Origin of the sequence: Gordonia sp. (in: high G+C Gram-positive bacteria) (assembly GCF_052106715.1) — a bacterium.
Taxonomy (GTDB): Bacteria; Actinomycetota; Actinomycetes; order Mycobacteriales; family Mycobacteriaceae; genus Gordonia.
Map to the genome: position 1 here is coordinate 17,686 of NZ_JBQEDL010000036.1, position 14,925 is coordinate 32,610.

15 protein-coding genes and 1 tRNA gene are annotated in these 14,925 nt (G+C 66.1%); 5 read left to right on the forward strand and 11 right to left on the reverse strand.

The genetic code is table 11. From position 1 onward, the window contains the following. Positions 1-8: 8 nt before the first annotated feature. Together ACTIMF_RS15780 and ACTIMF_RS15785 are read left to right on the forward strand one after the other, a co-directional pair. The gene (locus tag ACTIMF_RS15780) at positions 9-737 is read left to right on the forward strand and encodes a hypothetical protein (RefSeq protein WP_442351234.1); all 729 of its coding nucleotides are present in this window, start codon (positions 9-11) and stop codon (positions 735-737) included. 169 nt (positions 738-906) lie between these two features. Further along, positions 907-1,110 carry a cold-shock protein gene (locus tag ACTIMF_RS15785; protein ID WP_442351235.1) on the forward strand — a complete coding sequence of 68 codons (204 nt, stop codon included), beginning with the start codon at positions 907-909 and terminating at the stop codon, positions 1,108-1,110. Between the two features lie 117 nt (positions 1,111-1,227). Here ACTIMF_RS15785 and ACTIMF_RS15790 read toward each other — a convergent pair whose 3' ends face one another. The 9 genes from ACTIMF_RS15790 to ACTIMF_RS15830 form a co-directional block, all read right to left on the reverse strand. Next, positions 1,228-1,893, reverse strand: coding sequence for a hypothetical protein (locus ACTIMF_RS15790; protein ID WP_442351236.1), 666 nt, complete (start codon positions 1,891-1,893; stop codon positions 1,228-1,230). Between the two features lie 166 nt (positions 1,894-2,059). Beyond that, positions 2,060-2,563 (reverse strand): hypothetical protein, encoded by a 504-nt coding sequence (locus ACTIMF_RS15795; protein ID WP_442351237.1) that lies wholly within the window; start codon positions 2,561-2,563, stop codon positions 2,060-2,062. A gap of 142 nt (positions 2,564-2,705) precedes the next feature. Further along, positions 2,706-3,071 carry a DUF2834 domain-containing protein gene (locus tag ACTIMF_RS15800; protein WP_442351238.1) on the reverse strand — a complete coding sequence of 122 codons (366 nt, stop codon included), beginning with the start codon at positions 3,069-3,071 and terminating at the stop codon, positions 2,706-2,708. A gap of 82 nt (positions 3,072-3,153) precedes the next feature. Then, positions 3,154-3,226, reverse strand: a tRNA-Ala gene (locus ACTIMF_RS15805). A 164-nt stretch (positions 3,227-3,390) separates the two neighbouring features. Further along, the gene (locus ACTIMF_RS15810) at positions 3,391-4,407 is read right to left on the reverse strand and encodes a GmrSD restriction endonuclease domain-containing protein (protein ID WP_442351239.1); all 1,017 of its coding nucleotides are present in this window, start codon (positions 4,405-4,407) and stop codon (positions 3,391-3,393) included. A 71-nt stretch (positions 4,408-4,478) separates the two neighbouring features. Next, positions 4,479-6,149, reverse strand: a complete 1,671-nt coding sequence (locus tag ACTIMF_RS15815; protein WP_442351240.1) for an alpha/beta hydrolase — start codon at positions 6,147-6,149, stop codon at positions 4,479-4,481. Next, on the reverse strand, positions 6,146-6,439 hold the full coding sequence (locus ACTIMF_RS15820; RefSeq protein ID WP_442351241.1) for a hypothetical protein: 294 nt from the start codon (positions 6,437-6,439) through the stop codon (positions 6,146-6,148). Before ACTIMF_RS15820 ends, ACTIMF_RS15815 begins: the two co-directional genes overlap by 4 nt. 123 nt (positions 6,440-6,562) lie before the next feature. Continuing rightward, positions 6,563-8,050 carry an FAD-dependent oxidoreductase gene (locus tag ACTIMF_RS15825; protein WP_442351242.1) on the reverse strand — a complete coding sequence of 496 codons (1,488 nt, stop codon included), beginning with the start codon at positions 8,048-8,050 and terminating at the stop codon, positions 6,563-6,565. A gap of 5 nt (positions 8,051-8,055) precedes the next feature. Then, the gene (locus ACTIMF_RS15830; RefSeq protein WP_442351243.1) at positions 8,056-9,069 is read right to left on the reverse strand and encodes an AurF N-oxygenase family protein; all 1,014 of its coding nucleotides are present in this window, start codon (positions 9,067-9,069) and stop codon (positions 8,056-8,058) included. Positions 9,070-9,228: 159 nt separating this feature from the next. On the opposite strand from ACTIMF_RS15830, the gene ACTIMF_RS15835 reads away from it, so the two are divergent. Next, a complete protein-coding gene (locus ACTIMF_RS15835) occupies positions 9,229-10,968 on the forward strand; it encodes a cation:proton antiporter (protein WP_442351244.1) in 1,740 nt (579 codons plus the stop codon). A 20-nt stretch (positions 10,969-10,988) separates the two neighbouring features. Here the strand turns inward: ACTIMF_RS15835 and ACTIMF_RS15840 are convergent, their stop codons facing one another. Then, on the reverse strand, positions 10,989-11,285 hold the full coding sequence (locus ACTIMF_RS15840) for a hypothetical protein (RefSeq protein ID WP_442351245.1): 297 nt from the start codon (positions 11,283-11,285) through the stop codon (positions 10,989-10,991). Positions 11,286-11,468: 183 nt separating this feature from the next. Between ACTIMF_RS15840 and ACTIMF_RS15845 the strand changes: the two genes are divergently transcribed. Together ACTIMF_RS15845 and ACTIMF_RS15850 are read left to right on the forward strand one after the other, a co-directional pair. Beyond that, a complete protein-coding gene (locus ACTIMF_RS15845) occupies positions 11,469-12,335 on the forward strand; it encodes a universal stress protein (RefSeq protein WP_442351246.1) in 867 nt (288 codons plus the stop codon). A 56-nt stretch (positions 12,336-12,391) separates the two neighbouring features. Then, positions 12,392-13,624: an MFS transporter gene (locus ACTIMF_RS15850; RefSeq protein ID WP_442351247.1), complete on the forward strand. Its 1,233-nt coding sequence runs from the start codon at positions 12,392-12,394 to the stop codon at positions 13,622-13,624. Here the strand turns inward: ACTIMF_RS15850 and ACTIMF_RS15855 are convergent. Next, positions 13,572-14,925 (reverse strand): dolichyl-phosphate-mannose--protein mannosyltransferase (locus ACTIMF_RS15855; RefSeq protein ID WP_442351248.1); only part of this gene is annotated, 1,354 nt, incomplete at its 5' end. The genes ACTIMF_RS15850 and ACTIMF_RS15855 overlap by 53 nt on opposite strands.

Consider the following 14,925-nt stretch of genomic DNA (forward strand, 5'->3'; position numbering starts at 1 on the left):
CTGGCGCCATGACTCTCACTGACGCCCAGCTGACCGACGTTTTGAACGGTACGGTCGGCGCGATCGACGGTGTCCTGCGACTACTCGCCGACGCCGATCCGCTGAGTCTGAAACAGCGCGGCGACGAAGACTGCAGCGCTTCGGGCGCTGCGGCGTGGGCGCTCGAGACGGCGCACTGGCCGGGGACCGGGTCGTGGGACGAGTTGAGCGTCGATGAACGCGCCGCGTGGTGGGTGAACCGAATCGGGTCGGTGGCGACGGCGGCGGTTGCTTTCCCCGGCGTGTTCGGCGTCTGGTCGCGGGCGCTGCCGTTGAGTAGTTGGCTCGCCTACGCCGACCACGCACTCATCCTGCGTGCCGTGACCCGCGAGTACGGTGTCACGTCGAGGGCGGTCGGCGTGGCCATGCTCGCCGAGATCCTCTTCGGTCGTGATGTGTCCGAACTCGTCGCAGGTGTCGACGGCGATGCGTCGTCCGAAGGCTTCGCTGGCCCGGCCGAGGATCGGGACTCGGGCGTCGTGGAGCGGATCTGGCGGATCGGCACGACACTGTACGAGTTGTCGAAATCGTTGGACTCGCGGCCGACGATGCCGCGGGTGATCAGCTGGGGCACATGGATCCCGTTTCTCGGTGGGCCGCTGACCTACGTCGGCGAGCGCATCGCGCTGCACCGCGCAGTGGGCCGCGCCAAGGAGTGGGTCGAAGCCCGTCCCGGGACGGTGACTCAAAAGCAGTGACCCGAACGCAGCGTCCCAGAGGGCGTCTCACGAAGCTCGACGCGGCGGGATTGGCAACGGTCATCAGCGAATATGTCCGGCGACTCGCATTGTTGTGAGATTCATGGGATAGTAGTGGTGCGGAGGGCAGATTTTGTCCCCGCGTCTCTGAAGAAAGCAGTAACACAGCATGGCACAAGGAACCGTCAAGTGGTTCAACGGCGAAAAGGGCTTCGGCTTTATCGCTCCCGACTCCGGTAGTGCGGACGTTTTCGTCCACTACTCTTCGATCTCAGGCAGCGGATTCCGCAACCTGGAGGAGAACCAGCGCGTCGAGTTCGAAACCGAGCAGGGCCCCAAGGGTCCGCAGGCGATGAACGTCTCCGCGGTCTGACACAGACTTAGGAACCGCCCCGCATTCGAAAGAGTGCGGGGCGGTTCTTCTTTGTCGTATGAGTGCTGCTCGGTGAGCGCAGTCTGGGGCGTTAAAGGCCAGCCAACGGTCGATGGATCAGCGGCCTGCATTCAGATTGATGGCTTCGGCGTCGTCTCGAGCGACGCCGAGCGCGGCGATGACCTGGTCGAGGATCTCTACCGGCACGCTGAACGTCCGTGGATGCTGTCCGTCCGTGATCGAGATCGTTGCGTCCTGCGCGGTGATCCTCCGTTCCGTATCCCGCATGGTCTTGATCCGCGTCTCTATGCGGACACCGCGATGGAAACTCACGCGCGGCCGCCACCACGTCTCACTGCCGTCACTGCTGCGGTAGGTGCGTTCGGGATCGGTGCCCGGCCCCCCGGCGGCACGGTCGTCGACGCGGACGTCCGACGACGTCATACGGCGCTGCGCCTGGATGACCGCGAGTTCCCAACGATCGAATGTCGCGTCGAACGGGATGTCCTCGGCGAGGAGAAGAAGTCGGGAGCGTTGGACGGAGTAGGTGTCGACCTGCTTCTCGACTCGGTACGCGACGACGTCCCCGAGGCTGCTCGTGTCCACGTGCGGGTGGAAGACAACGTTCCAGCGCGCCGAGTCGGCGGCGTCGGACGTGACCATCGCGTGAAAGATGAATCGGGGGACCTGTAAGTGGCCGGGCCGGTTCTGGTGATACTGAGTCGCTGTGGCGAAGGTCGGGAAGAGATGCCGCCCGACGTCGACCGGCGTGGGAGTGATCATGCGGTGCAGCCACCTTGCCCGAGGTACGACGCCTCGGTCGATCAGTCAGGACTTCAGCGGTACGCTGCTTGTTCTTGCCGACTGTGGTCTCCACCGTACGCGGCACAGACGATCCGGGTCGGGCAGGAAGCGCTTTGACCTGGTCGTCGACCGGGGCGCCGCTCGGTCACGGCCCGCCGACCCAAGTGTCGCCACCACACATGATTGCCTTGCCCGAAGGGTCTTGCGACACACGGTCGACGGACGAGTCACAAGGGTCCCCGATGTTGTGCACGGCGCCGTTGTTCTCGGCGTGGCCGACCCACATATATCCGCCACCGGCGCCCATGTAGGTGCAGACCAGGCTCTGACCGCCGGCGGACGTCGCGAACGAGCGCGCCTCTGTCTCCAGGCACGATCCGCCTTCGGTCGGCGTCGAACCGATGGGTTCCGGTACGACGTCGTCAGTAGTCACCTCTGGGGCGGGAGGATCGACCGTTGCCGTCGACTGGGTAGGCGATGAGGTCTCAGTGGCGGTGGCCGTCAGCAGGCTCGTGGTCGGTTCGGCGCTTTCGTCGTTGAAACTGCGCCGGTCGTTGAATATCAGCGTCACGACGACTGCGACCGCGATGAGGAGAACCACGGTGAGCAACGCGAGAACCCATGTGATTCTGGACGCTGACGACTTCATGGCGAACGCTCTTCCCTGGCGAATACCTGGATCGATCGTAGAGCAGGCGTCTGGAGTGCCGAGGCCGCTTCGGCAAGTTGCTGATATGAACAGGTGTCTGTCTGGATTCTACGCAGCTCAGCGAATCATTCTGCGACAGCGACTAGGCGGTGATGGCGGTCTCGGCCTGCTGCCGCTCGACCGCGACCTCGCGGGCAAGGAGGAAGAACGGGATGCCCGTAGCGATTCCAACCGAGAACGTCAGAGCGAAACTTGCGAGCCACCACCGGACCATGCCCAGCCGACGAGCCTCGCTTAGCGCCCATACGTGGAATCCAATCACGACAAACGTCAGGTCGACCATCGCGAACTTGCCCGGCACCGTCTTCCATACGTCGCCGACGAAGAAGTCTGCCGTCGAGCGCCAGCCGTTACGGTAGACGTACGGCAAGGCGACCGCGTTCTGCGTGAACAACGATGCTAAGAATACGTAGAACAGCGGCTTGCGAGCTAGCTGTGTCGGAGTCATGGGGTCCTGCCCTTAGTTGAGGAGACGACGCGTCCCTCGACCCTACTCAGGGGACCCCACACATGGATATGAGATCTGTCTGTGGAGCTAGGGAGAATCGAACTCCCGACCTACTCGATGCGAACGAGTCGCGCTACCAACTGCGCCATAGCCCCGGGTGTCACCGAAGTGAACCGTTGTCCACTATAACAGCGACGTAGGGTGACAGTGGTTCCCGGGTCACGTCCCATGCGACCCGGCACCGCGGCGACACCAACTATGCGCCGACGTTGAACGCGATCGACTGCAGGTCGCGAGGAACTCCTCGACGCGCACGCCATTACTCACAGGCCACGCCGTCATCGTCGCCGTCGAGTCTCGAACTGTATCCGGGCTGGCCACGGTGCAGTGGCGCAGCTCCGGCGGCGCGGGCAGCCGCACAACTCTTGTACAACGCGGCGGTGCCCTCTGTCGTCGCAGTGTCGGGCCGCACGGGAGTCGTGGGCGTGGCCGGGGGGACGGGTGTGTCGATGGCGGTCTCCGCGGTCTGGGTCCTGCCCTGGGCAGGACCGCTGCGCTCGCACGAGCCGAGGATGCGCGTCATAGCGTCCTTCTCGGCCTGAGTGACCCACAGTCGGTACCGGGCCTTCACGTCGATCTGGCGCGAGACGTACGTGCAGCGGTACGCCGTGTTCGGTGGCAACCAGGTCGCCGCGTCGCCGTCCTTCTTCTTATTGTTCGTCGGGCCGTCGACGGCCTGCAGGTTGAGCGGGTCGTTGGCCAGTGACTCGCGCTCCGCAGCGGTCAGTTGCTGCGCCCCTTTCTGCCACGCGTCAGACAGCGCGACCACATGGTCGATCTGCACCGCGGTCGATGTCCGTTCACCGCGCGTGAACGCGATTGACTTCCCGGTGTACGCGTCGTCGAGCACGCCGGTCAGGATTACGCAGTCGTGTGTGCGCGGTTTGACGGTGAGCGCGGTGAGGTCGCGGCGGAGGATGTCGTTGCGGGTGTCGCAACCGTTGTGGCCGCCGTCTACGTTGACGTCGTCGCTCCATGCTTGTCCGAACAGCGCGCGGTCGTAGCCGGTCTTCGGTGCGCGGCCCTTCACCGGAATCGTGTCGAGGACGTCCAACGCGTCCGCGGATTCTGGTGATTCGTTCGCCGTGGTCGTTGCGGACGTGGAGGCCGGGGTGGAGGTCCGCTCGGCGACGTTGTGCCCGTCGGAGGTGACAGAGGACCACGCGACATCGGTCTGATCGGAGCCGGGGAGTGCGCAGCCGGTCAGCGTGAGACCGCCGACCGTCATCGCGGTCAGCGCTGCCGCGACAACACTGCGATCGGGGGAGCGGGACATGACACCTATTGTGCCGATAGCCCCCGACAGTCTCGCGCCCGAGAGGTCTCGATCGCATTGGCGATGCGATGTCAGTCGAAGAGAGCCAGCAGCTTCTTGGTCGGTCCGACGATCCCTTCGAGCAGCATTCCGCCGCTGATCCGAGCGACAGCCGACGCGCCGTCGGCGATGACCCCGTTCGCATCGTCGATCTGGTGCATGTCGGGGCCTCGGTCGACGTAGTGTGCGGGCTCGTCGCCGACGATGACGTCCGCGATCGCACCGAACGCATCCGATCCGGGATCGTCGAGATACGCCGAATGCGAACTGGGGCCTTCTAACAACTGTCGGTGGCCGTGCTGGTCGGGCGACAGGAATCCGGTGTCCAGACGCACGACGCCCTCGGCGTCGTCCGTATCGCCTCCGTGCAGCATGACGCCGAGGTCCTGCGCGTAGTGGATCAGATCGCCAGGCGGAGTGAGCGAGTAGCGGACAACGTCGGGGTCCGGGTTGTTCCACGGGACGCCCGGCAGTGTGCCCGAGCCCGCGGCGGACGCGTAGACGATTCGGTCGGCCCGCATCCCGAGTTGCTCGGCGGTCCCGACGATGGTCCCGCCGTAGGAGTGTCCGATGACGGTCGTCTCCACGCCCGGGGCCGCGGTCGCGAGCTCGTCGTCGAGTGTGGCGGCGAACGAGGTGAGACGAGGCGCGTTCTGGCTGGCCAGTCGTGGATCGACCGCCATCGACGAGAACCGGTTCTGGAGCGGGTTTGACAGGATTGTCTGCGGAAACACGCCGTCGGCCCACACGATGATCGGAGCGCCGGTCGCCTCGTGCAAGGCGGTGGCGCGTTCGTGCAGGTCGTCGACGTCGTCGCCCGCGGTTCCGGTACCTGGGACGAAGATCGCCGCGCCCGGAGCGTCGGGGGTGATCTCCCCGACCAACTCGGCGAACTGTCCGGTGTCCGGGTGGTAGGCGACGAACGTCCGGTCGTCGGCGAGCATCGACCGGAGGAGCCTGGCCGCGTCACTGTCGGTTCCGGCTTCGTGTTCGACGGACTCGAGCTGGTCGAGCATCGTGACACGGTTCGCGGTGATCCGGTCGTCGAACGGCAGACCGTCCAGGTTGCCCACGATAGCGGGAGCGGTCTGGATAAGCTTGTCCTGCTCGCTTCTCGACAGCGACTCCCAGTAGTAGCGACGCCGGGACGGAGCGATCGTACGGAGGGCGTCGACAGCATCCTCCGGAGTGCCGACCGAGCCGTTCGGCAGGCCGACCTCTTCGCCGGATCCGTCGAGCCGAAGGGCCGCTTGGTAGATCGATTCGGCAAAGGCGTGGTCGAGGTCGGCGGCTGTCTGCAGCAGGTGTTGAACGGCTCCGGTGAGGTACAGAGCGTCGGCACGACGCTCGGGTTCGGGGTGGGTGACGGCTCCGTCCGGCAGAACGGTGAAGCCTTCGCCGCGTGCCGAGGACACTCGGGCGCGCAGAGTCGACTGGGCGTTCTCGAGAATCGCGGTGCTCCCGCGGATGAAGTCGGTCGCCGTCGATGCGGCCTGGGCCGAGCGGCGCATTGAGACCGCGACCACCCGCACTCGTTGCGTTGCGGCGTCGTGTGTCGCTCCGCGCCACGCCTGATCGGAGTCGGCGCTCGTCACCGACGAGCGGCTCGCGTCCGCGAGTCGCTCGGTGAGAGTCCCGAGGCGTGCGGCGACCGTCGGCAGGCCTGCGAGATCCCAAGCGAGGACGTCGTCGACGCTGGTCATCGGACGCCCTCGCGCGTCACGTCACCAATGGCTGCCGCTGACGCACGGTCGGATTCTTGGGAGAGCGCCGTGAACTTGGCGAGCGCCTCCGCGAGCGCGATGAGTCGCAGTCCGTCAGCGCTCGACACCATCGCAGCTTTCGCGCTCGCGATTGCTGCGGCGGCCACGGTGCGTGACGTCGAGGTCTGTGGCGGGTCGGGCAGTCGGGTCCGTACGATCTCGTCGCCCAGTTCTCGCCAGTCGGCCACGATCTGTGCGACCTGTGTCGGAGTGATCCCGAAGTCCACCATGATTTTCCTGTCCGCAGCAGCGGCCCGTCACTACGACTGGCCTCTACTTCGTTAGACGCGAATCGACCCCGCGCGGTTCGGTGGAATTCCACAGGTTCGCGCGGGGTCGTCGAGGTGTGATCGTCAGCTGACGGCGGAGAGCACACCCGCTTCGACGTCGGCGAGCAGGTTCGCGATGGTCTCGCCGGAGTCGGTCTTATTGGTTCCGATGAAGCCTGACGGCCCGCGCTTGATCCAGCCGGTCACGTACATGCCGGGCACTGTGGTGTCACCGTCCACGACGCGGCCCGCGACATTGGCGATGGTTCCGGTCGCGTCGTCGAACGGCAGTCCGGGAACGGCGACGCCGCGGTAACCGATGGACGTCAATACCAGGCCGGCGTCGATGGTCTCCTCGACCTCGGTGCCGGTGCGGACGAAACGCACTCCGGTCGCCTCTCCGTCGCCGACGACCTCGACCGGCGTCCGGCCGAACGCCAACCGGATGAACGGCTCGGCCGGCGTCGGACCCTGCGAGAACTCATTCATCGAGATCTCATGCAGGAGTGCGATCTTGGCGGCGACCGTCGAATCGTCGATGTCGTCGGCAGAGATGCCTTCGACGTCTTCGGGACGGACTTGGACTCGCGCGTGTCCATCGGCGAGGCCGATCAGCTCGGGCAAGGTGAACGCGGCGTGCGCTGGACCGCGTCGACCGACGACGACCACTTCGCGCACCGACGACGAGCGCAGGGCGGCGAGCGCCTCGCGCGAGATGTCGGTCTTCGCGAGTTCGTCGACGTCGGCGGTGAGGATGCGGGCGACGTCGAGTGCGACGTTTCCGTTGCCGATCACCACGACCCGTTCGCACGAGAGATCCGGGCCTGCGTCGATGAAGTCCGGATGGCCGTTGTACCAGCCGACCAACGATGTCGCGCTCTGCACGCCCGACAACTGCACGCCGGGTATGGCCAGGGTCTTGTCGGTCGGGGCGCCACCGGCCCACACCACGGCGTGGTGGCGGGATCGGAGATCGCCGAGTGAGATGTCTCGACCGATCTCGGTGTTCAGCAGAATGGTGATGTTCGGGTGCCGCGCGACGTCGTCGAACAAGTTCATCACCGAACGCGTCGATGTGTGGTCGGGGGCGACGCCGAAGCGCGACAGACCGAACGGAACGTCGAGGCGCTCGTAGACGGTCACGCGCACGCGCGGCTGCTTGAGCAGTTCGTCCGCGGCGTACATGGCGGACGGTCCCGACCCGACGATGGCGATGTCGAGGACGTCCGGACCGCCGCGGACCGCTCGTGGCTTAGTGATCGGCGCGAGCGGCAGCCGCTTGTCGTGCGGCACGGGAAACCGGGCGACGCCGTCCTGCACGTGACCGTAGTGTGCGGCGTTGACGTCGGCGAACCGTTCCGAAGCGTCGGGGAGCCGGTGCCCGGGGACGATGGCGCCGACCGGGCACGCGGACACGCATGCGCCGCAGTCGACACACGTCGCCGGGTCGACGTAGAGCATCTCCGCGATGCCGAAGTCCGGCTCGTCGGGGGTGGGATGTATGCAGTTCACCGGGCATGCGTAGACGCACGAGGCATCGCCGCAACACGCCTGTGTGATGACGTGGGGCACCGGTGTCAGCTCGCGGTGTACGCGGGTTCGCTGCGGAACCGCGAGTTACGTCCGTCGATGCCGAGAGCGCGCCAGACCCGACGTGACACCGGGTTCATCAGACCGCACTGGTCCGCGAGCATCCGGACGTCGCCGAATACGCCGGACAGGAAGACCTTCGACTCGTCCGAGCCCCAGAAGATGTCGTCCATGACCTCGCGCGGAACGTTGAACTCCTTGCGGAACTCCGGCGGCGGGACGACGATCGCGTTGCACAGGACGCGCATGACGATCGGCATCACGATCGACAACACGAACTTGGTGAACCGGCCCTTCTTGGGGATCGTCGTACGCAGGTGGTTGTGTGCGAACGAGATGTGCCGGGCCTCTTCGGCGACGTGCAGTTCCATCACCGCCGACATCGCCGGGTGCAGACCGTCCTTGCCACGCAGGAAGTCCTTCTGAATGTGGTCGATCGGTTCTTCTCCCGCGAGCACGCCGAAGTAGAAGACAGTCGGCAGGAGCGTCGAGAACAGCGGGATGATCGGCGAGGTCGCACGAAGCGGGCGACGCATGCCGGGAGTCTTCATGCCGATGCGGTTCACGAGCTCCTGAAACATCAGAGTGTGGTTGCACTCCTCTTTGGCCTCGTGCGTGGTGTAGCGGAAGCGCTTGTCTCCGTTGGGAAGACGGTCCGAGTACTGGAGGAGTCCGCGGATGAGGATCGACTCGAACTGCAGGCCGACCTTTGCGACGTTCGCCTGACGCCACATGCCCAGACGGATCTGCTCGGACTCCGGCAACGACTGGTACCAGGGGTGACGGCCGATCGGGTCGACGGTGTACGACAAGATCCAGCGGGGATCGTCGGGGACGACCTTCATCTCGGGGGAGTCCCACGCGATGTCGATGTAGGGATCGAAGTTGCGGTGGACCGACGCCGCCGACAGGTCGTCGAGGACCTGCTCGTAATCGAGCTTGTCATCCTGCTTCGCGGGCGGCTGGTACGTGGTGCTCTGCCGCGGTTGCGTCGAAGTCATCTCACATCTCCTCTGCTGGTCCCGGCTGGTACGACCGGCCGAGTGAACCTCGTTGAGACAACCGTGACATCAATCATTGATCTTGTCAATGCCCGATGACACAATGGTCCGTGACGGACATCGGTGGCGCCGATCACATGCGATGGGTAGGCACGAGACGTGTCGATACCGGACAATGGCACGGTGGAACTCGTCCTCATCGTCGTCCTGTGTGTGCTTGCGATCGCTGGTGCCAACCTTCTCGCACCTCGCCTGCGCATCGCGGCGCCGCTGTTGCTTGTGACGTTTGGCGTCATCGTCAGCTACTTCCCCGAGGTGCCGCGGATCTCGCTCAATCCCGAGATCATCTTGATGGGCGTCCTCCCGCCGTTGCTGTACGCCGCGGCCGTGGCGATGCCGTCGATGGAGTTCAAACGTGACTTCCGCGCGATCAGCGGACTGTCGGTGGTACTCGTGATCGTGAGTGCCCTCGGGCTGGGCGCGGTGTTCATGTGGATCCTGCCGGAGGCCGACTTCGCGACCGGTGTCGCGATCGGTGCGATCCTCAGTCCGACCGACGCCGTCGCCACGACGACCGTCAAACGCGTCGGGGCTCCCAACCGGCTGATCACGGTCCTCAGTGGCGAGAGCCTCTTCAACGATGCGAGCGCTCTGGTGCTGCTGCGCGCGGCGATCGCAGCAATGGCGGCGAGCGTCTCGTTGTGGGGAGTGGCGATCTCGTTCGTGTGGACGGTGATCGCGGCCGTCGCCGTCGGCTGCGTCGTCGGCTGGGTATTCGTCCGGGTCCGCGCGAAGATCGCCAACCCGGCCGTGGCCACGGCGGTCTCGTTCATGACTCCGTACGTCGCATACGTGCCGACCGAACTCATCGAGGGCTCCGGACTGGTGGCAGCGGTCGCGGCGGGCCTCGTCGCCGGTCGTGGGGCGGTCCGCCACCTGACTGCTGCACATCGCCTGTCCGACGTGCAGAACTGGCGGATGGTCGAACTCCTCTTGGAGGGCAGCGTCTTCCTTCTGATGGGGCTCGAACTCAAGAACCTCGTGTTCGACGTCCACGAGAGCGGCGAGACGATCTGGCACGCGGCCTGGCCCGCCGCCGTCGGCTTCGTCCTGCTGTTGCTGATCCGCCTGGTCTTCGTGATCCCGCTCGTGCACTGGACCGAACGTCGTGCGCAGCGAGTGATCGCCAGCGAGGATCACCTGGCCCGCTTGCAGAGCGACCTTGCGGGCTCGGAGCATCTCGGTCGGCGTCGCACACGTCTGGTGCAGAACCGGATCGACCGTCGTCTCGCCGACATCGTGTACTACCGGACCGAGTCGATCGGGACGCGCGAGGGATTCGTCGTGGTCTGGGCGGGTATGCGCGGAGTGGTGACACTCGCGGCGGCCCAGACGTTGCCGTCGGACACACCGTATCGGTCGATGCTCGTCCTGCTCGCCTTCTTCGTAGCTGTCGGATCGCTGCTGATTCAAGGCGGCACCCTCGGCGCGTTCGTCAAGTGGATGCGACTACCCGACCATGCAGCGCAGGAGACCGATCAGCGTCGCGCGATCGGACGAGAGTTGGCCGCGGTGAGCAGCCGCGTCATGCGCGAACCCGACGCGTGCGGGGCCGATCCGCAACTCGCGCGCACCATCGAGACCGTCAGACGGCTCGAGGCCCCCGACGGGGACGAAGAGCTCGGTGACCTCGACGAGACCCGACTGGACAGACGCATGGAGGCCGCGAAACAGATGCGGCGCGTGCGTCGGCTCATCGTCGTCGAACAACGACGACGACTCCTCGAACTCAGCGAGTCCGGGGCCTATAGTTCCAGCGCACTGACCGTCGCACTTGACCGCCTCGACGCCGAAGAGCTGAGCCTCGACGCGCAGGTCCCACCGCCCGCTCCGAGCTGAATCGTTTCCGCGGCGCACGCCTAGGTGACGAGGGCGGGTACCGCGCCGAACACCCAGGTGACGGTGACGGCGAGGAGGAACCACGATGCGCCCTGCCAGACCTGCCAACCGACGTTCGCGCGCCAGGCGAGTGCGGTGCGGACCATCGCGGAGATCGCTCCGAGGCCGACGGCGATCGGGCCGGCGATGATGAACGCATCGTGCACCCCGCCCGACGTGTTGAGGGCGACGACCAACAGCACGATGCCGACTGCGAACGTGATCAGCACGTGTACGGCGGCGTCGCGGGCGGGACCGGTGTGGAGCGGGGAGGTCATTGACGATTCCTGGTGATGGCAGATTCCTGGTGACGGATTCGGGCAGTGAGACCAGCCTACCGGGGAGCAATCGACCGGACCGTGTCCATGCAATTCGGGAGTGATTGCGACAGAATGGATATGAGGCCGAAAGGGTGCCGAGTCGCGGTAACCCGGCCCTTGCTGAGAAGGAGTGCATTCGCGATGAGCTTGATCCTGGTCGGTGTGGACGGTTCGGACGCGTCGGCGGACGCAGTCAAATGGGCGGCGGACGCCGCGGCAGCCGAACGTCTCCCCCTGAAGATCGTGGCCGCGTACACGTCGACGACCAGTGATTACGCCCCTGGTCTAGTGATCCCGCAGGACGTGATCGACGCGATCCGAGCCGAAGCGACGGCTGCGGTGCAGAAGGCAGCCGAAGTGGCCCGTGCCGTGTCGTCCGACATCGAGGTGTCCGGATCGATTGTCGAAGGCGACGCTGCGCGCGTCATGCTCGAGGTCGGTGAGCACGCGCACATTATCGTGCTCGGGACCCGTGGCCTCGGCAGCGTGAAAGGGCTGTTCCTCGGATCGGTCAGCACCAGCGTCGCCGCCCACGCCAAGGGGCGCGTCGTGGTCGTGCCTGCCGGGTCGGCCTCGAGCGACGGTCCGATCGTCGTCGGCGTCGACGACTCCGCGATCAGCGACCCCGCCGTCGCCGAGGCATACCGACAGGCGGGTATCCGCAACCTGCCGCTGACCGCGGTCCACACCTGGACGCCGCTGGACGCCGACGCTCTGCACGGCTTCGGGCTCGACCAGGGCGAGATCGACGAGATGTCCCGCCAGGCCGTCGAAGCCGTGTCCGAGCGGATGTCCGGCTACTCGCAGGATTACCCGGACGTCGAAGTGAACCGTGTCGTGATTCCCGAAGAGCCAGCCAAGGCGATCCTTGATGCAGCGAACGACGGCGCATCGTTGATCGTGATGGGCAGCCGCGGTCGCGGTGGATTCACCGGACTGCTCCTGGGCTCGCGCAGTCAGAAGGTGCTCCACCACGCGCATGTGCCGGTGATGATCGTCCGCAAGTGACGGTGACGCGACGGTCGCTGACCTTCCGGTCGGCGCCCGTCGCTACTCTCTGAGGTGTGAAGCAGCTCCCGCGCGGGCTATGGGTCCTGCTGGCGGCGAACGTCGTCATCGCGCTCGGTTACGGGCTCATCGCCCCCGCCCTCCCGATCTTCGCCAGCGACTTCGGCGTCGGTGTCACCGCAGCCAGCGTCGTCGTGTCGGCCTTCGCGATGATGCGGTTGGCTTTCGCGCCCGCGACCGGCCGTCTCGTCACCAAGCTGGGGGAGCGCCGGATCTACCTGACCGGCCTCCTGATCGTCGCGCTCAGCACCCTGGCGTGCGCATTCGCACAGGACTACTGGCAGCTGCTGGTGTTCCGCGCGGCAGGCGGCATCGGGTCGACGATGTTCTCAGTGTCGGCTATGGCCTTGCTCATCAGGCTCGCGCCGCCGCAGATCCGCGGCCGCGCGTCCGGCTACTACTCGGCAGGCTTCCTCGTCGGAAACCTCGCCGGGCCACTCGTCGGCACCGCCCTGGTCGACTTCGGGCTCCGCGTGCCGTTCGTCGTCTACGCGATCGCACTGCTCATCGCCGCAGCCGTCGTCGCGTTCGCGATGCCGCCCGCGCCGCCGCCTGTGACCAGACCGACGGAACACGCGCCGAAATCCGCCGCAGGCTTCTTCGAAGCGCTCCGATGGCCCGAGTACCGGGCGATCATCGCGTCCAACTTCGCGCAGGGGTGGGCGTCGATCGGTGTCCGAGTGGCGATCGTCCCGCTGTTCGTAGAACAGAGTCTTGGTCAGTCCGCGAGGTGGGCGGGCATCGTGCTCGCCTGCTACGCGGCAGGCAACATCGTCGCGATCGTGGTGTCGGGTCGACTGTCGGACCGGTTCGGGCGACGCCCCGTGATGATCCCCGGCCTCATCATCGCTGCGGCTTCGACGCTCGCACTCGGTTGGTCGCCGTCCATTTATGTGGTGCTGGCATTGACGGCGGTGTCCGGGATCGGATCCGGTCTGTTCGCGCCGACGCACCAGGCCGCACTCGGCGACTTACTCGCCGAGCGCGAACGCGGAGGATCGGCGTTGGCGGCCTACGGGATGGCCTCGGACCTCGGTGCGGTCAGCGGCCCGCTCGCCGCGGGACTGATCGCCGACCGCTGGGGCTACGGTCCGGCCTTCGCCGTGACCGGCGGCGTGCTCGTGGTGGCGCTCGCCCTGTGGTTGGCGGCCGCCGACACGGCCCGCTCGAGGGTCGTCACGACCAACTCGGCAGCCACATCTGACGACCCCATTCGACGTTCGAGATAGGCGCACCGGTCAGAATCGGCCACAGCCAGACGAAGTTCGCGATCACCAACGCCGCGAAGACCGCGACTGCGAGGACGGCGAGGGTCTGTTTCTCCGATCGTCTGCTGCGGTTGGCCCAGGCAAGCAGGTCACCGCAGCACAACGCCAACCCCATCATCAGGAACGGGGCCATCGCCGTCGCATAGAAGAAGTACATCTGGCGGTCGAGCTCGGCGAACCACGGGACGATGGCCGCCGCGTAGCCGACGAGGACTGCCGCATAACGCCAGTCGCGACGCGCCGCGATCCGCCAGAGCGCCCACCCGATCATCGGGAACGTCAGCCACCACAGGGCAGGCGTTCCGATCAGCATCTGAGCTCGCACGCAGTCGCCGCCGCCGCACTGGTCGGGACCGTAGTCGATGGCGTACAGCATCGGCCGAAGGCTCATCGGCCACGTCCAGGGCTTGGACTCCCACGGATGGTGGTTACCTGCCGAATTCGTCAGGCCAGCATGGAATTCCAGGATGCCCGACTCGTAATACCACAGCGATCGCAATGCCGCGGGCACCCAGCCGAAAGTGCCGCCGGTCCCCACTTCGGTTCCCACTACGTAGCGGTACACCGCAGTCTCGGACGCGAACCAGGTGGCGAACGTCGCCAGATAGATGCCGATCGGCATCATCGCCAACGACAGACCCGTCGGGAACAGGTCGCGCCGCAGCACTCCTACCCAGGGACGTCGGACGTGGTAGGCGCGGCGGGCCGCTACGTCGAACCCGAGTGAGAGCAGAGTGAAGAAGATGACGAAGTAGAGGCCGGACCACTTGGTGCCGCACGCCAGGCCGAGCATCACGCCCGCAGCGAACCGATACCAGCGGAAACCGAACCGCGGGCCGAAGGGGGCGTCGTCGATCCGTCCCTGCGACCACACCCGGTGCATGCGGGCCCGCATCTGATCGCGGTCGGCGACGATGGCGGCGAACGCGAGAACCACGAACAACGCCTGGAAGATGTCGAGCATCCCCATCCGGGACTGTACGAACAGCACGCCGTCGCAGATCGCGAAAACGCCCGCGAGTGCTCCGACCAGTGTCGACCGGGCCAGGCGTCGAACGGTGAGATAGACCGCGAGGACGATGAGCACACCGGACACCGCTGACATGACTCGCCAGCCCATCGGACCGTACCCGAACATCGATTCGCCGGCCGCGAGCAGCCACTTGCCGACCGGTGGGTGCACAACCAGGCCGTATCCGGGGTTGTCCTCGATCCATTCGCCGCCGGTCAGAACCTGCCAGCCCTGCGGCACGTAGTGTTTC

What these genes read in the sequence shown, in the direction of transcription:
- ACTIMF_RS15785 (WP_442351235.1), top strand. Translation starts at nt 907, where the DNA reads ATGGCACAAGGAACCGTCAAGTGGTTCAACGGCGAAAAGGGCTTCGGC.
- ACTIMF_RS15830 (WP_442351243.1), bottom strand. Translation starts at nt 9,069, where the DNA reads ATGACTTCGACGCAACCGCGGCAGAGCACCACGTACCAGCCGCCCGCG.
- ACTIMF_RS15845 (WP_442351246.1), top strand. Translation starts at nt 11,469, where the DNA reads ATGAGCTTGATCCTGGTCGGTGTGGACGGTTCGGACGCGTCGGCGGAC.
- ACTIMF_RS15780 (WP_442351234.1), top strand. Translation starts at nt 9, where the DNA reads ATGACTCTCACTGACGCCCAGCTGACCGACGTTTTGAACGGTACGGTC.
- ACTIMF_RS15800 (WP_442351238.1), bottom strand. Translation starts at nt 3,071, where the DNA reads ATGACTCCGACACAGCTAGCTCGCAAGCCGCTGTTCTACGTATTCTTA.
- ACTIMF_RS15815 (WP_442351240.1), bottom strand. Translation starts at nt 6,149, where the DNA reads ATGACCAGCGTCGACGACGTCCTCGCTTGGGATCTCGCAGGCCTGCCG.
- ACTIMF_RS15795 (WP_442351237.1), bottom strand. Translation starts at nt 2,563, where the DNA reads ATGAAGTCGTCAGCGTCCAGAATCACATGGGTTCTCGCGTTGCTCACC.
- ACTIMF_RS15810 (WP_442351239.1), bottom strand. Translation starts at nt 4,407, where the DNA reads ATGTCCCGCTCCCCCGATCGCAGTGTTGTCGCGGCAGCGCTGACCGCG.
- ACTIMF_RS15790 (WP_442351236.1), bottom strand. Translation starts at nt 1,893, where the DNA reads ATGATCACTCCCACGCCGGTCGACGTCGGGCGGCATCTCTTCCCGACC.
- ACTIMF_RS15820 (WP_442351241.1), bottom strand. Translation starts at nt 6,439, where the DNA reads ATGGTGGACTTCGGGATCACTCCGACACAGGTCGCACAGATCGTGGCC.
- ACTIMF_RS15840 (WP_442351245.1), bottom strand. Translation starts at nt 11,285, where the DNA reads ATGACCTCCCCGCTCCACACCGGTCCCGCCCGCGACGCCGCCGTACAC.